17 protein-coding genes are annotated in these 17,830 nt (G+C 62.0%); 9 read left to right on the top strand and 8 right to left on the bottom strand.

What is annotated here, in order from left to right; translation table 11 throughout:
- Positions 1-26: 26 nt before the first annotated feature.
- Positions 27-692 (bottom strand): FKBP-type peptidyl-prolyl cis-trans isomerase, encoded by a 666-nt coding sequence (locus tag A462_RS01725; protein WP_008439319.1) that lies wholly within the window; start codon positions 690-692, stop codon positions 27-29.
- A 192-nt stretch (positions 693-884) separates the two neighbouring features.
- Between A462_RS01725 and A462_RS34525 the strand changes: the two genes are divergently transcribed.
- Positions 885-1,841 (top strand): AlgP family protein, encoded by a 957-nt coding sequence (locus tag A462_RS34525; RefSeq protein WP_008439317.1) that lies wholly within the window; start codon positions 885-887, stop codon positions 1,839-1,841.
- Here the strand turns inward: A462_RS34525 and A462_RS01730 are convergent.
- Positions 1,838-2,299: a TIGR02444 family protein gene (locus A462_RS01730; protein WP_008439308.1), complete on the bottom strand. Its 462-nt coding sequence runs from the start codon at positions 2,297-2,299 to the stop codon at positions 1,838-1,840. The two genes, A462_RS34525 and A462_RS01730, sit on opposite strands and share 4 nt — an antisense overlap.
- 50 nt (positions 2,300-2,349) lie before the next feature.
- On the opposite strand from A462_RS01730, the gene A462_RS01735 reads away from it, so the two are divergent.
- From A462_RS01735 to A462_RS01745, 3 genes are all read left to right on the top strand, one after another.
- Entirely contained in the window at positions 2,350-4,260 is a 1,911-nt protein-coding gene (locus tag A462_RS01735; protein WP_003208841.1) for an ATP-binding cassette domain-containing protein, read from the top strand.
- The gene (locus tag A462_RS01740; protein ID WP_008439307.1) at positions 4,260-4,823 is read left to right on the top strand and encodes a mechanosensitive ion channel family protein; all 564 of its coding nucleotides are present in this window, start codon (positions 4,260-4,262) and stop codon (positions 4,821-4,823) included. Before A462_RS01735 ends, A462_RS01740 begins: the two co-directional genes overlap by 1 nt.
- A gap of 203 nt (positions 4,824-5,026) precedes the next feature.
- Entirely contained in the window at positions 5,027-5,659 is a 633-nt protein-coding gene (locus A462_RS01745) for a LysE family transporter (RefSeq protein ID WP_008439306.1), read from the top strand.
- Positions 5,660-5,801: 142 nt separating this feature from the next.
- Here A462_RS01745 and A462_RS01750 read toward each other — a convergent pair whose 3' ends face one another.
- The 4 genes from A462_RS01750 to A462_RS01765 are packed head-to-tail and all read right to left on the bottom strand — an operon-like array spanning position 5,802 to position 8,951.
- A complete protein-coding gene (locus tag A462_RS01750) occupies positions 5,802-6,545 on the bottom strand; it encodes a hypothetical protein (protein WP_008439305.1) in 744 nt (247 codons plus the stop codon).
- Between the two features lie 3 nt (positions 6,546-6,548).
- Positions 6,549-7,136 (bottom strand): penicillin-binding protein activator LpoB, encoded by a 588-nt coding sequence (gene lpoB, locus A462_RS01755; RefSeq protein WP_003214026.1) that lies wholly within the window; start codon positions 7,134-7,136, stop codon positions 6,549-6,551.
- Positions 7,137-7,171: 35 nt separating this feature from the next.
- A complete protein-coding gene (locus A462_RS01760) occupies positions 7,172-7,543 on the bottom strand; it encodes a YcfL family protein (protein WP_008439304.1) in 372 nt (123 codons plus the stop codon).
- A 10-nt stretch (positions 7,544-7,553) separates the two neighbouring features.
- The gene (locus A462_RS01765) at positions 7,554-8,951 is read right to left on the bottom strand and encodes a COG3014 family protein (RefSeq protein ID WP_008439303.1); all 1,398 of its coding nucleotides are present in this window, start codon (positions 8,949-8,951) and stop codon (positions 7,554-7,556) included.
- Positions 8,952-9,257: 306 nt separating this feature from the next.
- On the opposite strand from A462_RS01765, the gene A462_RS01770 reads away from it, so the two are divergent.
- Both A462_RS01770 and A462_RS01775 read left to right on the top strand, forming a co-directional pair.
- Entirely contained in the window at positions 9,258-11,153 is a 1,896-nt protein-coding gene (locus A462_RS01770; protein WP_008439302.1) for a cytochrome c/FTR1 family iron permease, read from the top strand.
- A gap of 2 nt (positions 11,154-11,155) precedes the next feature.
- Complete coding sequence (locus tag A462_RS01775) at positions 11,156-11,608, top strand: YaiI/YqxD family protein (RefSeq protein WP_003214020.1); 453 nt, start codon at positions 11,156-11,158, stop codon at positions 11,606-11,608.
- On the opposite strand, the gene elbB is transcribed toward A462_RS01775, so the two are convergent.
- A complete protein-coding gene (gene elbB, locus A462_RS01780) occupies positions 11,605-12,270 on the bottom strand; it encodes an isoprenoid biosynthesis glyoxalase ElbB (protein ID WP_003214018.1) in 666 nt (221 codons plus the stop codon). The two genes, A462_RS01775 and elbB, sit on opposite strands and share 4 nt — an antisense overlap.
- 115 nt (positions 12,271-12,385) lie before the next feature.
- Between elbB and A462_RS01785 the strand changes: the two genes are divergently transcribed.
- Positions 12,386-13,621, top strand: coding sequence for a sterol desaturase family protein (locus A462_RS01785; RefSeq protein WP_008439297.1), 1,236 nt, complete (start codon positions 12,386-12,388; stop codon positions 13,619-13,621).
- On the opposite strand, the gene A462_RS01790 is transcribed toward A462_RS01785, so the two are convergent.
- Complete coding sequence (locus tag A462_RS01790; RefSeq protein ID WP_003214015.1) at positions 13,602-14,240, bottom strand: DedA family protein; 639 nt, start codon at positions 14,238-14,240, stop codon at positions 13,602-13,604. The two genes, A462_RS01785 and A462_RS01790, sit on opposite strands and share 20 nt — an antisense overlap.
- Before the next feature lie 229 nt (positions 14,241-14,469).
- Between A462_RS01790 and hemB the strand changes: the two genes are divergently transcribed.
- Together hemB and ppk1 are read left to right on the top strand one after the other, a co-directional pair.
- Complete coding sequence (gene hemB, locus A462_RS01795) at positions 14,470-15,483, top strand: porphobilinogen synthase (protein ID WP_003214011.1); 1,014 nt, start codon at positions 14,470-14,472, stop codon at positions 15,481-15,483.
- An 18-nt stretch (positions 15,484-15,501) separates the two neighbouring features.
- Complete coding sequence (gene ppk1, locus A462_RS01800) at positions 15,502-17,730, top strand: polyphosphate kinase 1 (RefSeq protein WP_003214009.1); 2,229 nt, start codon at positions 15,502-15,504, stop codon at positions 17,728-17,730.
- Positions 17,731-17,830 lie beyond the last annotated feature (100 nt).

Genomic DNA, 17,830 nt, shown 5'->3' with positions numbered 1-17,830 from the left:
CATTGCGCACCGTTTTTCGTTTGGGCTCAGGCGCCCGCCTTGAGCAATTCGATCTCGAATACCAGCGGCGTATAAGGCGGGATCAGTTCGCCTGCGCCATCAGCGCCATAGGCTTGGTCGGATGGAATCACCAGGCGCCACTTCGCGCCCACCGGCATCTGTTGCAACGCACTGCGCCAGCCACTGATCACACTGTCCAGGCGAAACCACTGAGGTTGTGTGCTCTTGTCGAAGACGGTCCCGTCGGGTAACCGCCCAACATAATTCACTTGCACGCGATCATCGGCCGCCGGTTTCTTCCCGCTGCCAGGGGTCAGTTCGGTCAGCAGGATGCCGTCTGCCAATTCACGCACACCACTTTTGGATTTTTCACTGGCTAAAAATTGTTGCTCGGCAGCGAGTGCCTTTTCACTTTGTGGTGCTCGATTGTCCGGCGCGTTTTGTGCTTCGTGCTGGGCAAGGATCTGTTCGATGCGTGTGTCGTCCAGGGCCAGTGGCTTACCTTGATAGGCCTGTTTGAGTCCGTCGATCAGCGCCTCTACCTGCAACCCAGGCATCTCCTGGCGCAGGCGCTCACCCAGGCTCGCGCCCAGGCTGTAGGCCAGGTCGTGGTCATCTTTGGAGGGGGATTTCTCGCTTGCGTTGGCCACGCAAAGCACCACGCTCAACACTAAAAAAAGGTAACGCGACATGGGCGTTCTCCAGCCGAAAGTGCGATGGATTATGCCAGTGTGAATGCTTAAAAAGTGGCGTGGATTTTCGTTATATCAATAAGAATTTTCGTGCGGTGCAACGCAAGCCAATCGATACTGTCAACATGCCCTAGCGGCGGTAAGAGCAGAGGGCTAGTATGAGCCGCACCCACGTCAGCCAGGAGGTAAACCATGTCGGCCAAACAGAAGCCTGTAAATACCCCGTTGCATTTGCTCCAACAACTTTCGGGCAGCCTGCTCGAACATTTGGAAAGCGCCTGTTCACAAGCCTTGGCTGATGCTGAGAAGTTGCTCGCCAAGCTTGAAAAACAACGCGGCAAAGCTCAGGAAAAACTGCACAAATCCCGCACCAAACTGCAAGGCGCAGCGACCGCTGGCAAAGCCAAGGCACAAGCCAAGGCCAAGGACGCCGTCAAAGAACTTGAGGACTTGCTCGACGCCCTCAAGGATCGTCAATCCGAAACCCGCACCTACATTTCCCAACTCAAGCGTGATGCTTCCGAGAGCCTGAAATTGGCCCAGGGTGTTGGTCGTGTGAAGGAAGCTGTAGGCAAAGTGCTGAGCACCCGTGCTCCGGCTAAGGCCGTTGCAGCCAGCGCAGCGAAGAAGCCAGCCAGCAAAGCAGTCGCCGCCAAGGCACCTGCGAAAGCTGCGGCCAAGCCTGCGGCAAAAGCACCGGCTAAATCGGCTGCCAAACCAACGGCTAAAACTGCTGCTGCAAAACCAGCTGCAAAACCAGCTGCTAAAACCGCTGCTGCAAAACCAGCTGCCAAGCCAGCCGCTAAAACTGCTGCTGCRAAACCAGCYGCGAAGCCAGCCGCTAAAMCYGCTGCTGCRAAACCAGCCGCSAAGCCAGCCGCTAAACCTGCTGCTGCAAAACCAGCYGCGAAGCCRGCCGCTAAACCTGCTGCTGCGAAACCAGCTGCCAAGCCGGCCGCCAAACCTGCTGCTGCCAAACCAGCCGCTAAACCTGCCGCCGCCAAGCCAGCACCAGCCAAACCAGCTACTCCAGCTGCAAAGCCTGCGACCCCGGCTGCACCTGCTGCCAGCACCACAGCGCCAACCGCTCCGGCCAGCAGCACGCCTGCACCGGCAGCGCCAAGCGTCACCCCAACCAGCGCTTCCTAAGTGCCGGTAACCGCGGCGCGCAGCTGATGCAGCGCGTCGTGGTCAAGGTTGGCGGCTTCGGCCGCCAGTCCTTCAACCCATGCTTGATGATTCACCTCGGCCATCGGCCAACGCTGCGCCACACCTTCCAGGCGTGATAGCAGCAGCCTTTCTGCATCCAATTCCAAAGCCTTGACCCGCTCCCGTAACGCTCCCAGCTCAGCATCCTGCTGCGCCATGGCCCGCCATCGCGTGCGTACTTGCCGCAGCGGTTCAACCACCTCCGCCTGCCACGGCCCGGCGATCTGCCGCAGTGCCTGCAAGCGCGACGTTTCCGGCGCCACACCCCGCTGCTCCAGCCACAACCCGCACAACACCAGGCACACATCAGCCCCTTGCGCCTGCAAGCGCAGGCACGCGTCCTCGACGCCCGGGCGGGCGTAAGTCGAGAGGGCAAAGCTCCACAGGTCAGCGCACATATTCACACCCAAGCCAGCGGCCAACGAAGCTGGTAGACTCCGCCGCCATTATGATCCGACTTCAAAGCCTAACATTACAGCGTGGCCCGCAACGTCTTCTCGAAGACGCCGAGCTGACCCTGCACGCCGGTCACAAAGCCGGCCTGATCGGTGCCAACGGCGCCGGCAAATCCACGTTGTTCGCCTTGCTGCTGGGTGAGCTGACTCCCGACTCCGGGGATTGTCTGCTGCCGGCCGACTGGCGCATCGCCCATATGCGCCAGGAGATCGACACCCTCGACCGCATTGCGATCGACTACGTGCTCGATGGCGACCTGCGCCTGCGCCAGGTGCAACACGACCTCGCCGAGGCCGAGAAAGCCCAGGACGGCGCCGCACAGGCCCGCCTGCACTCGGAACTGGACAGCGCCGACGGCTACACCGCCGACGCGCGTGCGCGCAAGATGCTTGCCGGCCTTGGCTTTACCAACGAACAGATGGACCGCCCGGTCGCCGACTTCTCCGGTGGCTGGCGCATGCGCCTGAACCTGGCCCAGGCACTGATGTGCCCCTCGGACCTGTTGCTGCTCGATGAACCGACCAACCACTTGGACCTCGATGCGATCCTGTGGCTGGAAGACTTCCTGAAAAGCTACCCGGGCACCTTGCTGCTGATTTCCCACGACCGGGATTTCCTCGACGCCGTGGTGGACAACATTGCCCACGTCGACCAGAAGAAAATCACCCTGTACCGCGGCGGCTACAGCGCCTTCGAACGCGCCCGTGCCGAACGCCTGGCCCAGCAACAGCAGGCCTACGAGAAGCAGCAGGCGCAGCGCGCGCACATGGAAAGCTACATCGCCCGGTTCAAGGCCCAGGCCACCAAGGCCCGTCAGGCCCAGAGCCGGATCAAGGCCCTGGAGCGCATGGAAGAACTGTCGGCGGCCCACGTCGATTCACCGTTCGACTTTGTGTTCCGCGAGTCGGTGAAAATCTCCAGCCCGTTGCTGGACCTTTCCGATGCCCGCCTGGGCTATGGCGACAAGACCATCCTCGAGAAGGTCAAGTTGCAGCTCACCCCTGGCGCGCGGATCGGCCTGCTTGGCCCCAACGGCGCGGGCAAGTCGACCTTGATCAAAAACCTCTCGGGCGAATTGCAGCCCCTGGCCGGTCGCCTGGTGCGCGGTGAGAACCTGGTGGTGGGCTACTTCGCCCAGCACCAGCTGGACTCCCTCGACGCCAAGGCCAGCCCGCTGCTGCACCTGCAGCGCCTGGCGCCGACCGAACGCGAACAGACCCTGCGGGACTTCCTCGGTGGTTTCGACTTCCGTGGTGCGCGCATTGATGAGCCGGTGCTGAATTTCTCCGGTGGCGAAAAGGCCCGCCTGGCCCTGGCCCTGATCGCCTGGGACCGGCCAAACCTGTTGCTGCTCGACGAACCGACCAACCACCTCGACCTGGAAATGCGCCTGGCGTTGACCATGGCCCTGCAGGAATTCAGCGGCGCGGTACTGGTGGTGTCTCACGATCGCCACCTGCTCAAGAGCACCACGGATAACTTCCTGCTGGTGGCTGATGGCAAGGTCGAGGAATTCGACGGCGACCTGGAAGACTATGCCCGTTGGCTGTCGGACTACCGCCTGCGCAACGCGCCGGTCAGCAACACGCCGGTCAACCCGGACAAGACCGACAAGAAGGCCCAGCGCCAGGCCGCGGCTGCATTGCGTCAGCAACTGGCCCCGCACAAGCGTGAAGCGGACAAGCTGGAAGCCGAATTGGGCAAGATCCACGAGAAGCTGGCGAAGATCGAAACCAGCCTGGGTGACAGCGCCGTCTACGAGCCGGCCCGCAAGGATGAATTGCGCGACCTGCTGGCCGAACAGGCCAAGCTCAAGGTACGTGAAGCGCAGTTGGAGGAGACCTGGATGGAAGCCCTCGAACTGCTGGAATCCTTGCAAGCGGAGCTGGAGGCGCTGTCCTGATGGAAGCGCTGCAACTGCCGCTGCCGGCCCAATGGATCGCGCCGATCTGGGTGGCCGTACAGATTCTGCTGATCCTGCTGGCCGGCTATCTCGCCCAGCGTTTCGTCGCCAAATGCCTGAACCGCCTGGGGGAACGTTATCCGTTCCCGCCGCAGTTGCTGATGCCGCTGCGCGGCGGCCTGCGCTGGCTGATCATGGGCAGCGCGCTGATCTTCGTGCTGGAGCGCCTGGGCGTCTCTGCCACGGTGTTGTGGACGGCGTTGTCGGGTTTTGTGGCGGTGGCTGCGGTCGCGTTCTTCGCCATGTGGTCGGTGTTGTCCAACCTGCTGTGCGCCATCCTGATCTTCACCGTCGGGCCGTTCCGCCTGGGCGATGTGGTCGAGTTGGTGGACACCGTCGACAAGCCCGGCGTCAAAGGCCGGGTGGTGGCGATCAACCTGCTCTACACCACGCTGATCGAAGTGGAAGAGGCCGGTACCGGCAGTGTCATGGTGCAAGTGCCCAACAGCCTGTTCTTCCAGCGCTCGGTGCGCCGTTGGCGCGGCAGCGACGTGCTGCCTTAACCTGTGGCGAGGGAGCTTGCTCCCGCTGGGCTGCGTAGCAGCCCCAAAAAAAGCCGGGAGCGCTACGCACTCCAGCGGGAGCAAGCTCCCTCGCCACAGCAAGCCCCCTCGCCACAAAGGCGCACCCCAAAATTTTTCTAGCCATTTCTCAGCCGGCAGCGTTAGTTTAGAAACATTCAGCAAACTAAGCTCTGAGGTGTGTAATGGCGCTCGACACATGGCTGGCCTTTTTCCTGGCCAGTTGGATCATCAGTCTTTCCCCTGGCGCCGGTGCCATTGCGTCGATGTCCAGCGGCCTGCAATACGGTTTCCTGCGCGGTTACTGGAACGCCCTGGGCCTGCAATTGGGCCTGGCGATGCAGATTGCCGTGGTCGCCGGTGGCCTGGGGGCGATTCTTGCCGCATCCTCCACCGCGTTTTATGCGATCAAATGGTTTGGCGTAGCGTACCTGGTGTACCTGGCCATCAAGCAATGGCGCGCGCTGCCAACCGACCTGAGCGATGACGGGGCGATTCGCCCGATCGGCAAGCCGATGGCGATGATGTTCCGCGGGTTCCTGGTCAACGCCAGCAACCCCAAGGCCCTGGTGTTCATGCTGGCGGTGCTGCCGCAGTTCGTGAACCCGCAGGCGCCGCTGCTGAACCAATACCTGATCCTGGGTGCGACAATGATCTGCGTGGACATGATCGTGATGGCCGGCTACACCGGGCTCGCCTCGAAAGTGTTGCGCCTGTTGCGCACACCGAAGCAGCAGAAACGCATGAACCGTACGTTTGCCGGGTTGTTCGTTGGTGCGGCGGGCTTTCTCGCAAGTCTGCATCGCGCAACGGCGTAACTGACGAAACCGGATCAAAAAATGTGGGAGCGGGCTTGCTCGCGAATGCGCAGTGTCAGTCACCAGATGTATTGACTGACCCACCGCATTCGCGAGCAAGCCCGCTCCCACATTGGTTTTATGTCGGTAGCGGGATTTTCGTTCAGCGCAGGATCTTCGGCGCTTCATCCCGTGGCAGGTTATTGCGCAATGCAGGCTGTCCAGGTGCTTCCTGATAACCACCGCCGAGTTGTTCGGCCAACTGCCGCGCCACATCCTCGCCCAACGCCTTCGACACTTCCCGCACCACGCGAGGCCGGTTCAGGCTCACGCGCACGTCACGGTTGTTCACCAGCTTGGTGTCCTGGCCTTCGCCCATGGCGGTAAACGCCGAGGTGATCTCAAAGGTGCGGGTGTTGATCAGGCTGAAATCCGCCACCAGCGTCAGGCCCAGCACCGCCGAGTAGCTGTTGGTGTGGTCCAGCGCGTTGATGTCCTGGGTGAAGTCGATGTCCGACAAGGTGCCGAACAGCACGTAGTCCGCACCCTTGAAGTTACCGGCCTTGATCCGCTTGATCACGTCATACACATCGCCCTTGGCGTCCGCGGTGTAAGGCGTGCCCTGCACCAGCTGGAACTGCCGCGACTTGAGGATTTCCCCCTTGATGTCGCCGCTGAACTTGCGCAGCTCGGTCTGCTCGATGTAGCTGGTACGGCTTTCGTACTCGCTGTAGCTCGAGCCGCCGCTGGCGTTGTAGGCGCTGGCCTGGAAATTATTACTGGCCGCGACCTGGTGGATGTACTCCTCCACGCGAGCCTCGTAGGCCAGGTCGGTTACCGCGATCTTCGGTGCGGCCGAGGCGCCAAAGGCGCACAGCAGGCCGATCATGCCGATCCATGCACGCATTGCTTAGCGCTCCGTGGTCTTGCGGATTTCTTTTTCGTCCATCCATTCGGCCAGGCCGCTTTCGACGTCGACCAGTTGCAGGCTGAACTTGTAGAACACGTCCTTGTAGTCCGAGCTGCGCTTGACGATGGAGCTGATGGAGCCTTCCAGGCGGTACTTGGCGGCGACCATGTTGCCGGTCTTGCTGACGGTCGACTTCTTGTACAGGCCGCTCTGGTTCTGCAGCTTCAGCTGGTCGACCTGGCTTTGCATGTCAGTGTTGTCGCTGGCGAAGCGGGCGGTGCCGGTCTTCATCAGCTGGGTCTTGATCGACGTGGTGATCTCGCGGGTATCGATGTACTCGCTGGTCTTGTTCTTCACGTCATACACCTGCACCACCGGGCGGCCTTGCAGGATGCCGGACTGGGCCAGGGAGCGGGTCATGCTTTCGGCGATCATCTGCAGGTCGGTGGAGCCGAACTCGTTGGTCACCAGTTCCACGGCCTTGCTGTCGCCGTAGCTGATGTTTTTACCGCCCAGGACTGGCGAGGTGTTGGCGCAGCCGCTGGCCAGGACGGCCACCACGGCGAGGAACGAGAAGCGTGCAAACATGGGGATGTCTCTCTGAAACTGAATGAGTGGGTGGATCAAGGCGTCTTCACTTCAAGGCGGAAGTCGGCAGCCTGGGGCAGGTTGGCGATGGCCGGCAGGAAAGTCGCCTGGTTTGCGTAGAGGTTCAGCACCTTCCAGGTCTCTTCATCACCCACCGGGAAACCGTCGGCACCCAGCCAGGCGAAGCGGTAATACATCATCTGGTTGCTGCTGGTGATGTTGCTCAACTGCACCTTGGCGGTCAGGAAGCCGTTTTCCCGGGCGACCCGGATGGCGCCGACGGCGATGCCCTTGAACTTGCCCATCACCACGATCTTGCTCGCGGCGCTTCCGGGTTCCGGCGGTGGCGGGGTGGCGCAACCGGCCAGCAGGACCAGCGCCAGGGCGCCGAGGATGAAATGACGCATAGCGTGCTCCTTAAGGTTGTTTGAGAGTGGCGACGGCCTGGGCCGGATTGTTCTGCACCACGTGGGCTGCAAGACCGCCGGCGAAGACCTGGTTGCCGACCACGCGCAGGGTGATCACCTGGTAGCGTTGATCGGCCTTGACCGTCACCAGCGTGCCGCCCAGGGCGTTGGGCAGGCTGACCTGATGCTCGCCGTGCTTGAGGCGCAGGCGTGTCACCTGGGTCATGTCCGGCAGGGTGCGCCAGGTGCGGGTGTCGGCGCCTTCGGTGACGGCCGAGGCAATACCGAGTACCAGGCCCGCCATCGGGTTGGTCTTGTTCAGGTTGTTCTGGGTGATGCCGCGAGTGACGGCGCGCACGGTGGTGCGCAGGATGATCCCCGGCATGTCATCCCGCAGGGCGCGGCGGGACATGGCGGTGGTGCTGTTGAGGGCAGTGAGGTTCTGTTGCCGGCCGTCGACACCGATCTGGGCGAAGGGCGCGGTCGAGGTGTCGGGCTTGATCACCGGGAACGACAGTGGCGTGATCACCAGGTGGCCGTCGATGGGGATCGGCAACGGCAGGCGAATCGAGTCGCGGGCCGGCGCCAGGCCGCTTTGCACCACGATCAGCACGTCAGTCTCGTCCGCACCGACCTTGGATTTGTCCAGGTCGAGCAGGGCCTGTTCCAGCAGCGGTGTGTTGGGGCGCAGTTCGGCGGCCTTGCGATAACCCGGTGCGGCCAGGTCTTTTTCGCCCAGGGCTTCGTAGACGAATCCGGCCAGATAGTGGCTGAACGCGCTCTGGTAGCTGTTCTTCAGGCCTACCACTTCAGGGGCGTTGAGGCTTTCCACCGGGTAGCCGCGCAGGTCCTTGAACTGGGTCGCGATGCCCTGGCGCTCGGCCTCGTTTTCGCTCTTGAGGTATTCCTTGTCCCGCAGGTCGGCAATCACCGCTTCGCGTTCGTGGGTCTTCTTGATCTCGGTGCGGGCACCGTCGAAGTCATTCAGCGCCAGCAGGTTCAGGGCCATCTGGGTGGTCAGCATGACCTTTTCGTAGTCGTAGCCTTCGTAGCGGCGGACCTTGTCATTGACCAGGAAGGCGCCGAACTGCGCGAGGTACTTGTCGGTGTCGAACTTGACCGACTCTTCCCACTTGTAGACTTGCAGGTCGGCGCTGCGCCAGGCGACCTGGCTGCCGGTCAGGTCGCCCTTGGCGCGCAGCAACTCACCCTTTTCGAAGTAGTAGAGAAGGTCCTTGTCGTCGCCGGTGTTGTTCTTCTCAAGCAGCGTCAGCGCGGCGTCGACGTTGCCGGTGGCCAACTGCTGATTGGTGGCTTGCAGCTCGGTGTCGTAGCTGCGAAACATCGAACAACCGGACAGCAAGGTCACTGCCGCGAGCGCGAGCGAGGTAAAGGCGCGAGATGCCATCGAAGAGCTTCTTCCCTGAACGTAATCGGCCGAATGTGCTGGTCGGGCCGAATCACCAATGGCAGGAAGGCGTTGCATCCTGCCAATTCCTCATAAAAAGAGGAGCGAAAATGCCATTTCGCAATAACGAAGGCGCGGCATTATAAGCCCGATTACTGGCAAAACAATGGCCTTTTGGATCCATTTTCCGGTAACGAGGCCATCATCCGCCTCTTGGTAAACCCAGGCCCACATCACTTACAACTTGAGTCAAACCCCGTAAGGTTTGACAATGTGTTACTTCGTATTTCCATTTGAGATCCATTCATGATTGCCCCCTTCCGTTTTCTTGCCTGGCTGGTGCTGCCGGCGTTGATGTCGTGCAGTTTCAACCTGCTGGCTGCAACTGCCGAGGGCGCGCCCCAAGCCCTGCATTTACTGGACTACATCGGTGCGGACTACCCCCCGACAGTGGAGGCGGGCAAGGTTATCGATGATTCCGAATACCGTGAACAGGTAGAGTTTCTCGGGGTGTTGCAGGGGCTTGTGGCCGATCTACCGGAAAAGCCCGAGCGCGCCGAACTGATCAAAGGCGTGGATGAACTGCTGGCCGCCGTAACGGCCCATCAGGACGGCGCGGTGGTTGCGCACCAGGCCCGGCAATTGGGCGCCAAGTTGGCAGTGGCCTATGAAGTCAGCCAGGCCCCGGCCATTACCCCCGATCCGACGCGCGGTGCGCCGCTGTACGCGCAGAACTGCTCGGTGTGCCACGGCGCCACAGGCGCCGGCGATGGCCCCGCAAGCGTGGGCATGACGCCGCCGCCCGCCAACCTGCGGGACGCTGCACGCCTCGATCGCTTGAGCCTCTACGCGATCTACAACACCCTGGGTCTGGGCGTGGAAGGCACCGACATGCCGTCGTTTGCCGATCAACTGGACGACCGCCAGCGCTGGGACCTGGCGACCTATATCGCCGGCTTCACCGCCGACCCGGCTGCCGCGAACAGTGAAAAGTCCTTCAACCTCGCCGACCTCGCGCGCCAGACCCCCAACGAAGTGCTGGCTGCCGAAGGTCCCGGCGCAGTTGCCACCTTCCGCGCCCAGCGCGCCCAACCGCCGCAGGTCAAGCGTGGCCCGGCGCAGTTGCTTGATTACACCGCGGCCACCCTCGACAAAAGCCTCGCCGCGTTCCGCAATGGCGAGCACGAGCAGGCCTACGACCTGTCGGTAGCCGCCTACCTGGAAGGTTTCGAGCTGGTTGAAAGCTCCCTCGATAACGTTGATGCCAACGTGCGCAAGGACACCGAAAAGGCCCTGATGGCCTACCGGCAGTCATTGCAGGACGGCTTGCCGATCGAGCAAGTGCAGCAGCGCCTGGATGTGGCCAAGGGCAAGCTCACCGAGTCGGCCGGCCTGCTGGGCAGCGATGGCTTGAGCTGGTCCCTGAGCTACATCTCCGGTTTGCTGATCCTGCTGCGCGAAGGCCTGGAAGCGATCCTGGTGTTGGCGGCGATTCTCGCGTTCCTGCGTAACACCGGCCAGCAATCGGCGGTGCGCAGCGTCAACGTCGGCTGGGGCCTGGCGCTGTTGGCCGGCTTGGCGACGTGGGCGTTGGCGGCTTATGTGATCGACGTCAGCGGCGCCCAGCGCGAGTTGCTGGAAGGCTGCACGGCGCTGTTTGCCAGCGTGATGGTGCTGTGGCTCGGGGTGTGGATGCACGACCGCCGTCACGCGGCCGCCTGGCAGGACTACATCAAGAGCAGCCTGGTAGGCGGTGGCGGGCGCTTCGGTTTTGCGATGCTGGCGTTCTTCTCGGTGTACCGCGAGCTGTTCGAAGTGATCCTGTTCTACGAAACCCTGTGGTTGCAGGCCGGCCCTGCGGGGCACAACGCGGTATTGGCCGGTGGCGCCACGGCGCTGGTGCTGTTGGTGGGCCTGGCCTGGGTGATTCTGCGGGGCTCGGCGAAACTGCCGCTGGCGCTGTTCTTCGGCATCAACGCGGCGTTGCTGTGCGCGCTGTCGGTGGTATTCGCCGGGCATGGCGTCAAGGCGTTGCAGGAAGCCGGGATCTTCGGCACCCGGCCGGTCGCGTTCTTTGACTTCGACTGGCTGGGCATTCACGCCGATGCCTATTCCCTGAGCGCCCAGGCTGTGGCGATCCTGGCGATTGTGGTGCTGTACGGTCGCAGCCGGCTCGCTGAAAAGCGCCGGGTGGTGGCTTAACCATGCGCGTGTGGATCGATGCAGACGCCTGCCCCCGGGCGGCCAAGGATCAGGTGGTGAAGTTCGCCCTCAAGCGCCAGTTCGAAGTGGTGCTGGTGGCCGGGCAGAGCCAGATCAAGCCGAGCTTCTCGTGCGTGAAGTTGATCGTGGTGCCCAGCGGCCCGGACGCGGCCGATGACTACCTGGTGGAGCACGCCGTGCCCGGTGACCTGGTGATCTGCAGCGATGTGCCGTTGGCCGACCGCTTGGTGAAGAATGGCGTGGCTGCGCTCGACCCACGAGGCAAGGAGTTCAGCCCGCAGAACATGAGCGAGCGGCTGGCGGTGCGTAACCTGTTCACCGATCTGCGGGAACAGGGCCAGATGGGCGGTGGCCCGCCGCCCCATGGGGACAAGGACAAGCAGGCGTTTGCCAATTCGCTGGATCGGATTCTGACCCGGCTGATGAAGGCCTAATCGTTCTCGTGGGTCAGTTCCAGCACCCGGTCCACCAGCTTGTTGATGCCTGACGCCACTTCGCTGATGCGTTTGCCCAGCATGTAGGCCGGGGTACTCACCAGCTTGCGCGCCTTGTCTTCGACGATGTCGTCGACCGCGCATTCCTGGTGGGTGGCGCCCATCTTGTCCATGGCGGCTGCGGTGTCGGCGTCATTGCCGATGGTGCAGGTCACGCCTGGGCCATAGATCTTCGCTGCCAGCGCCGGCGAGATGCAGATCAGCCCGACGGGCTTGCCCGCTTCGGCAAACGCCTCGGCCAGTTCCAGCACCTGCGGGTTGACGCTGCACCCGGCGCCTTCCACGGCAAAGTTCGACAGGTTTTTCGCCGCGCCAAACCCCCCGGGCACGATCAGTGCGTCGAAATCCTCGGCGTTGGCCTCACGAATGTCCTTCACCTCGCCACGGGCAATGCGCGCCGACTCCACCAGCACATTGCGCGACTCGGGCATCTCCTCGCCCGTCAGGTGGTTGATCACATGCAACTGGGCAATGTTCGGCGCAAAACACTGCACCTCGGCGCCGCGCTGGTCCAGGCGCAGCAGGGTGATCACGCTTTCATGAACCTCGGCACCGTCGTACACGCCACAGCCGGAAAGGATCACTGCAATCTTTTTGCTCATGGGCATTTCTCCTGATTCATGGCGTTAAATGTCTACTCATTTGTCACTCATTGCCAATGGGATATCCAGCCGCTACACCTACTCTAGATGTAACAATAATTGACCGGACTTGCCCATGGACTTCGTCCCTTACGCGGTACCGTTTTTCATTGCCTTGATCGTGGTCGAGCTGCTGGCCGACTACCGGCGCGGCCAACGCAACTACCGGGTGGCCGACGCCATCAACAGCCTCAGCACCGGCGTGCTGTCCACCACCACGGGGTTGCTCACCAAAGGTGTGGGCATCCTTACCTACGCCTTCGCGCTCAAGCACCTGGCAATCATCGAGCTGTCGGCCCAAAGCGTCTGGACCTGGGTGTTCGCCTTTGTGTTCTATGACTTCTGCTACTACTGGCTGCATCGCATGGGCCATGAGCGCAACATCCTCTGGGCCGCGCATTCCGTGCATCACCAGAGCGAGGACTACAATCTCAGCACCGCCTTGCGCCAGACCAGCACCGGCTTCCTGCTGAGCTGGATCTTCTACTTGCCGCTGGCCGTGTTGGGCGTGCCGCTGGTGGTGTTTATCAGCGTGGCGTCCCTCAACCTGCTGTATCAATTCTGGGTGCATACGCGGCATGTGCCGAAGCTCGGCTGGTACGAGTGGTTCTTCGTCACGCCATCCAATCATCGGGCCCACCATGCACAGAACGCTCTCTACATGGATCGCAACTACGGCGGGGTGTTCATTATTTGGGACCGCCTGTTTGGCTCCTTCCAGGAAGAAGACGATAACGAGCCGGTAATCTTTGGCGTGACCACGCCCTTGGCCAGTTGGAACCCGCTGTGGGCCAACCTGCAGTTTTATGCGCAGCTGTGGAGTGATGCACGGCGCACCGAAAGTGGGTGGGACAAGCTGCGGATCTGGTTCATGCGCACCGGTTGGCGCCCGGCGGATGTGGCGGCAAAGTACCCGATGGCCAAGCCGGACTTGAGCCAGTTCCGCAAGTTCGAGGTGCCGCTGGATGGGCGCCAACAGATTTACATCGCGCTGCAGTTTGCCGCGTACGTGGGTTTTGGCAGCTACCTGATGAATTTCGGCGAGGGCTTGCCGACCGCTGCCCTGGTGTTGGGCTGGAGCGCGATGGCATTGGGGTTGTTTACCCTGGGGGTGGCGCTGGAGAACCGCCCGTGGGCGTTGAAGGCTGAACTGCTGCGCCTGGCACTGAATGTGCCTTTGGTGTGGCTGGCGCCGCTGGTGGGGCTGTGGCCGGCCAGCGCGTTGGGCTGGCTGGGGCTGGTCAGTTACAGCTTGCTCAGCGGCATCGGCCTCTACTGTTGCAGAGACCGGCTTACTCGACTGGCGTCGTAGGCTTTTCGGCTTTTTCAGGTTCGCCGGCCGCCAGGCGAACCTTCTCGGCGGCACAGGCTTCGCGGGTCAGGCGGGCGTTCTTGACGCGCCGGCGAATCCACAAGCCCAGGCCCAGCACCAGCAGTGCGCCCAGCACCCACAGCTCGTATTTCTTGACGCTGCCCAGCATGCCTTCCAGTACCGCGCCGAAATGGTAAGCCGCAGCGCCCAGCGCAGCGGCCCACACGGCGGCGCCAATCCCGTTGAGCAACAGGTAGCGACCCGGCGGGTAGCCCGACAAACCAATGGCCACCGGCATCACCGTGCGCAAACCGTAGACAAACCGGAAGCTCAGCACCCAGATGTCCGGGTGCTTGCGAATATGCTCCAGGGCCTTGTCGCCCAGCAGTTGCCAGCGCGGCTTGCGCGCTAACAGTTTGCGGCCGTGCTTGCGTCCCAGGAAGTACCACAACTGGTCGCCGGCGTAGCTGCCGAAAAAGGCAACGACCACCACCAGGTTGATATCCATGTATCCACGGAACGCCAGGAAGCCTGCGAGAACCAGGATGGTTTCGCCTTCGAAGAAGGTGCCTAGGAACAGCGCAAAGTAGCCGAAGTCATGCAGAAATTGTTGAAGCATGGTCTGGGTGCTGGCGAAATGAACGCGCAGCCTACGCCTTCGTGAACATTCATGAAAGTATCGAGATGTGTCACGAAGTGAACAATTCCTACATAAACGACGAATGCGACTACAGGTCGCACGCCGGTTGCCTTACGGCGCATGAGCTAACCACAACTGTAATTCCTTCGTCATAATGGCCGCTTATAACTGTCACGCTCGCCCGTCAAGCCGGGCTCAGGAGTCTGCCGTGAGCTTTACCCCCGCCAACCGCCTGTTTCCCGCCACTCGTCTGCGTCGCAACCGTCGTGATGATTTTTCCCGGCGCCTGGTGCGTGAAAACGTGCTGACGGTGAATGATCTGATCCTGCCGGTGTTTGTGCTGGACGGTGAAAATCGTCGGGAAGCGGTGGCGTCGATGCCGGGCGTGGAGCGCTTGACCATTGATTTGCTGCTCGAAGAGGCCGCGAGCTGGGTTGAACTGGGGATTCCGGCGCTGGCGCTGTTCCCGGTCACGCCGTCCGGGCTCAAGTCCCTGGACGCCGCCGAAGCCTGGAACCCCGACGGCATCGCCCAGCGCGCCACCCGCGCCTTGCGTGAACGCTTTCCGGAGCTGGGGGTGATTACCGATGTGGCGCTGGACCCGTTCACCACCCACGGGCAGGATGGCATTCTCGACGAAGAAGGCTATGTTCAGAACGACATCACCGTTGATGCGCTGGTAAAACAGGCCTTGTCCCACGCCGCAGCGGGCGCCCAGGTGGTGGCCCCCTCGGACATGATGGACGGTCGCATCCAGGCGATTCGCGAAGCCCTGGAGCTGGCCGGTCACGTCAACGTGCGCATCATGGCCTACTCGGCCAAGTACGCCAGCGCCTATTACGGCCCGTTCCGCGATGCGGTGGGTTCGGCGCTGAACCTGGGCAAGGCCAACAAGGCCTCGTACCAGATGGACCCGGCCAACAGCCACGAAGCCCTGCACGAAGTGGCCGCGGACCTGGCCGAAGGCGCCGACATGGTGATGGTCAAGCCCGGGATGCCGTACCTCGACATCCTTTATCGGGTCAAAGAGGAATTCAAGGTGCCGACCTTTGTCTATCAGGTCAGCGGTGAATACGCCATGCACATGGCCGCGATCCAGAATGGTTGGTTGAGTGAAGGGGTGATCCTTGAATCCCTGACTGCCTTTAAACGCGCGGGTGCCGATGGCATCCTGACTTACTTCGCCGCCCGCGCTGCCCAATTGCTTAGAGAGCAACACTAGCCCTCACAGGAACACTCGATGAATACCGAAGGACTCACAGAAGTTGCCGTAAAAGACGCTCACCCGGTGGTCGAACAAGCTACCGAGACCCCGCCGGAGCTGGAGCCGGCCCCGCCTGCCGTGGTGGCCGAAGCGCCCGCTGCCGCGCCGGTACCGGTGGTTGCGGTTACCAACCTGGATGACAGCAGCCTGTACATCCATCGCGAGCTGTCACAACTGCAATTCAACATCCGCGTGCTGGAACAGGCACTGGATGAGTCCTATCCGTTGCTGGAGCGGCTGAAATTCCTGCTGATCTTCTCCAGCAACCTGGACGAGTTCTTCGAGATCCGTGTCGCCGGCCTGAAGAAGCAGATCACGTTCGCCCGTGAACAAGCCGGTGCCGACGGCCTGCAACCGCATCAGGCCCTGGCCCGCATCAGCGAGCTGGTACACGGCCACGTGGACCGCCAATACGCGATCCTCAATGACATCCTGCTGCCGGAACTGGAAAAGCATCACGTGCGCTTCATCCGGCGCCGTCATTGGACCACCAAGATCAAGACCTGGGTGCGCCGCTACTTCCGCGACGAAATCTCGCCGATCATCACCCCCATCGGCCTCGACCCGACGCACCCGTTCCCGCTGCTGGTGAACAAGAGCCTGAACTTCATCGTCGAGCTGGAAGGTATCGATGCCTTCGGTCGCGACTCGGGCCTTGCGATCATTCCGGCACCGCGCCTGTTGCCACGGATCATCAAGGTACCGGAAGAGGTGGGGGGCGCTGGCGATAACTATGTATTCCTTTCGTCGATGATCCACGCCCACGCCGATGACCTGTTCCAGGGCATGAAGGTCAAGGGCTGCTACCAGTTCCGCCTGACCCGTAACGCCGACCTGGCGCTGGACTCCGAAGACGTCGAAGACTTGGCCCGCGCCCTGCGCGGCGAGCTGTTCTCCCGTCGCTACGGTGATGCGGTGCGCCTGGAAGTGGCGGACACCTGTCCGAAACACCTGTCAGACTACCTGCTCAAGCAGTTCAACCTGAGCGAGACCGAGCTGTACCAGGTCAATGGCCCGGTGAACCTGACGCGCCTGTTCAGCATTACTGGCCTGGACAGCCACCCGGAGCTGCAATACACGCCGTTCACCCCGCAGATCCCGAAACTGCTGCAAAACAGCGAGAACATCTTCAGTGTGGTGAGCAAGCAGGACATTCTGCTGCTGCACCCGTTCGAGTCCTTCACCCCGGTGGTCGACCTGCTGCGCCAGGCCGCCAAGGACCCGCACGTGCTGGCTGTGCGCCAAACCCTGTACCGCTCCGGCGCCAACTCGGAAATCGTCGATGCGCTGGTAGACGCCGCGCGTAACGGCAAGGAAGTGACGGCGGTGATTGAACTGCGGGCGCGGTTCGACGAAGAGTCCAACCTGCAACTGGCCAGCCGCCTGCAGGCGGCCGGTGCGGTGGTGATCTACGGCGTGGTCGGCTTCAAGACCCACGCCAAGATGATGCTGATCCTGCGCCGCGAAGCCGGTGAGATCGTGCGCTACGCCCACTTGGGCACCGGCAACTACCACGCCGGCAACGCCAAGCTCTACACCGACTACAGCCTCCTGACCTCCGACGACGCGTTGTGTGAAGACGTCGGCAAGCTGTTCAGCCAGTTGATCGGCATGGGCAAGACCCTGCGCATGAAGAAACTGCTGCACGCGCCGTTCACCCTGAAGAAGGGCATGCTCGACATGATTGCCCGCGAGACCCAGTTCGCCCTCGAAGGCAAGCCGGCGCACATCATCGCCAAGTTCAACTCGCTGACCGATCCGAAGATCATCCGCGCGCTGTACAAGGCCAGCCAGTCGGGTGTGCGTATCGATTTGGTGGTGCGTGGCATGTGCTGCCTGCGGCCGGGCATCGCCGGGGTATCCCATAACATCCACGTGCGTTCGATCATCGGGCGCTTCCTGGAGCACACGCGGGTGTTCTACTTCCTCAATGGCGGCGAGGAGCAGATGTTCCTCTCCAGTGCCGACTGGATGGAGCGCAACCTCGACAAGCGTGTGGAGACCTGCTTCCCGGTGGAAGGCAAGAAACTGATCATGCGGGTCAAGAAGGAGCTGGAAAGTTATCTCACCGATAACACCCACAGCTGGAGCCTGCAGTCGGACGGGCGCTACGTGCGCAACACCCCGACCGGCAACCAGAACCCGCGCAGCGCCCAGGCGACGTTGCTGGAGAAGCTGGGCAGCCCGATTCTGACGGTGAACTAAAAACCGACGCGGTGGCGTTGGATTGTTCCCACGCTCTGCGTGGGAATACATCCTGTGACGCTCCGCGTCACTCACTCATATCAGCGCACGTTCAGCGTGA

The sequence above is a fragment of the Pseudomonas sp. Ag1 genome, from assembly GCF_000278565.1.
Taxonomy (GTDB): Bacteria; Pseudomonadota; Gammaproteobacteria; order Pseudomonadales; family Pseudomonadaceae; genus Aquipseudomonas.
The sequence above is the reverse complement of the archived record's forward strand: the minus strand, read 5'-3'. Positions and strand labels throughout refer to the sequence as shown.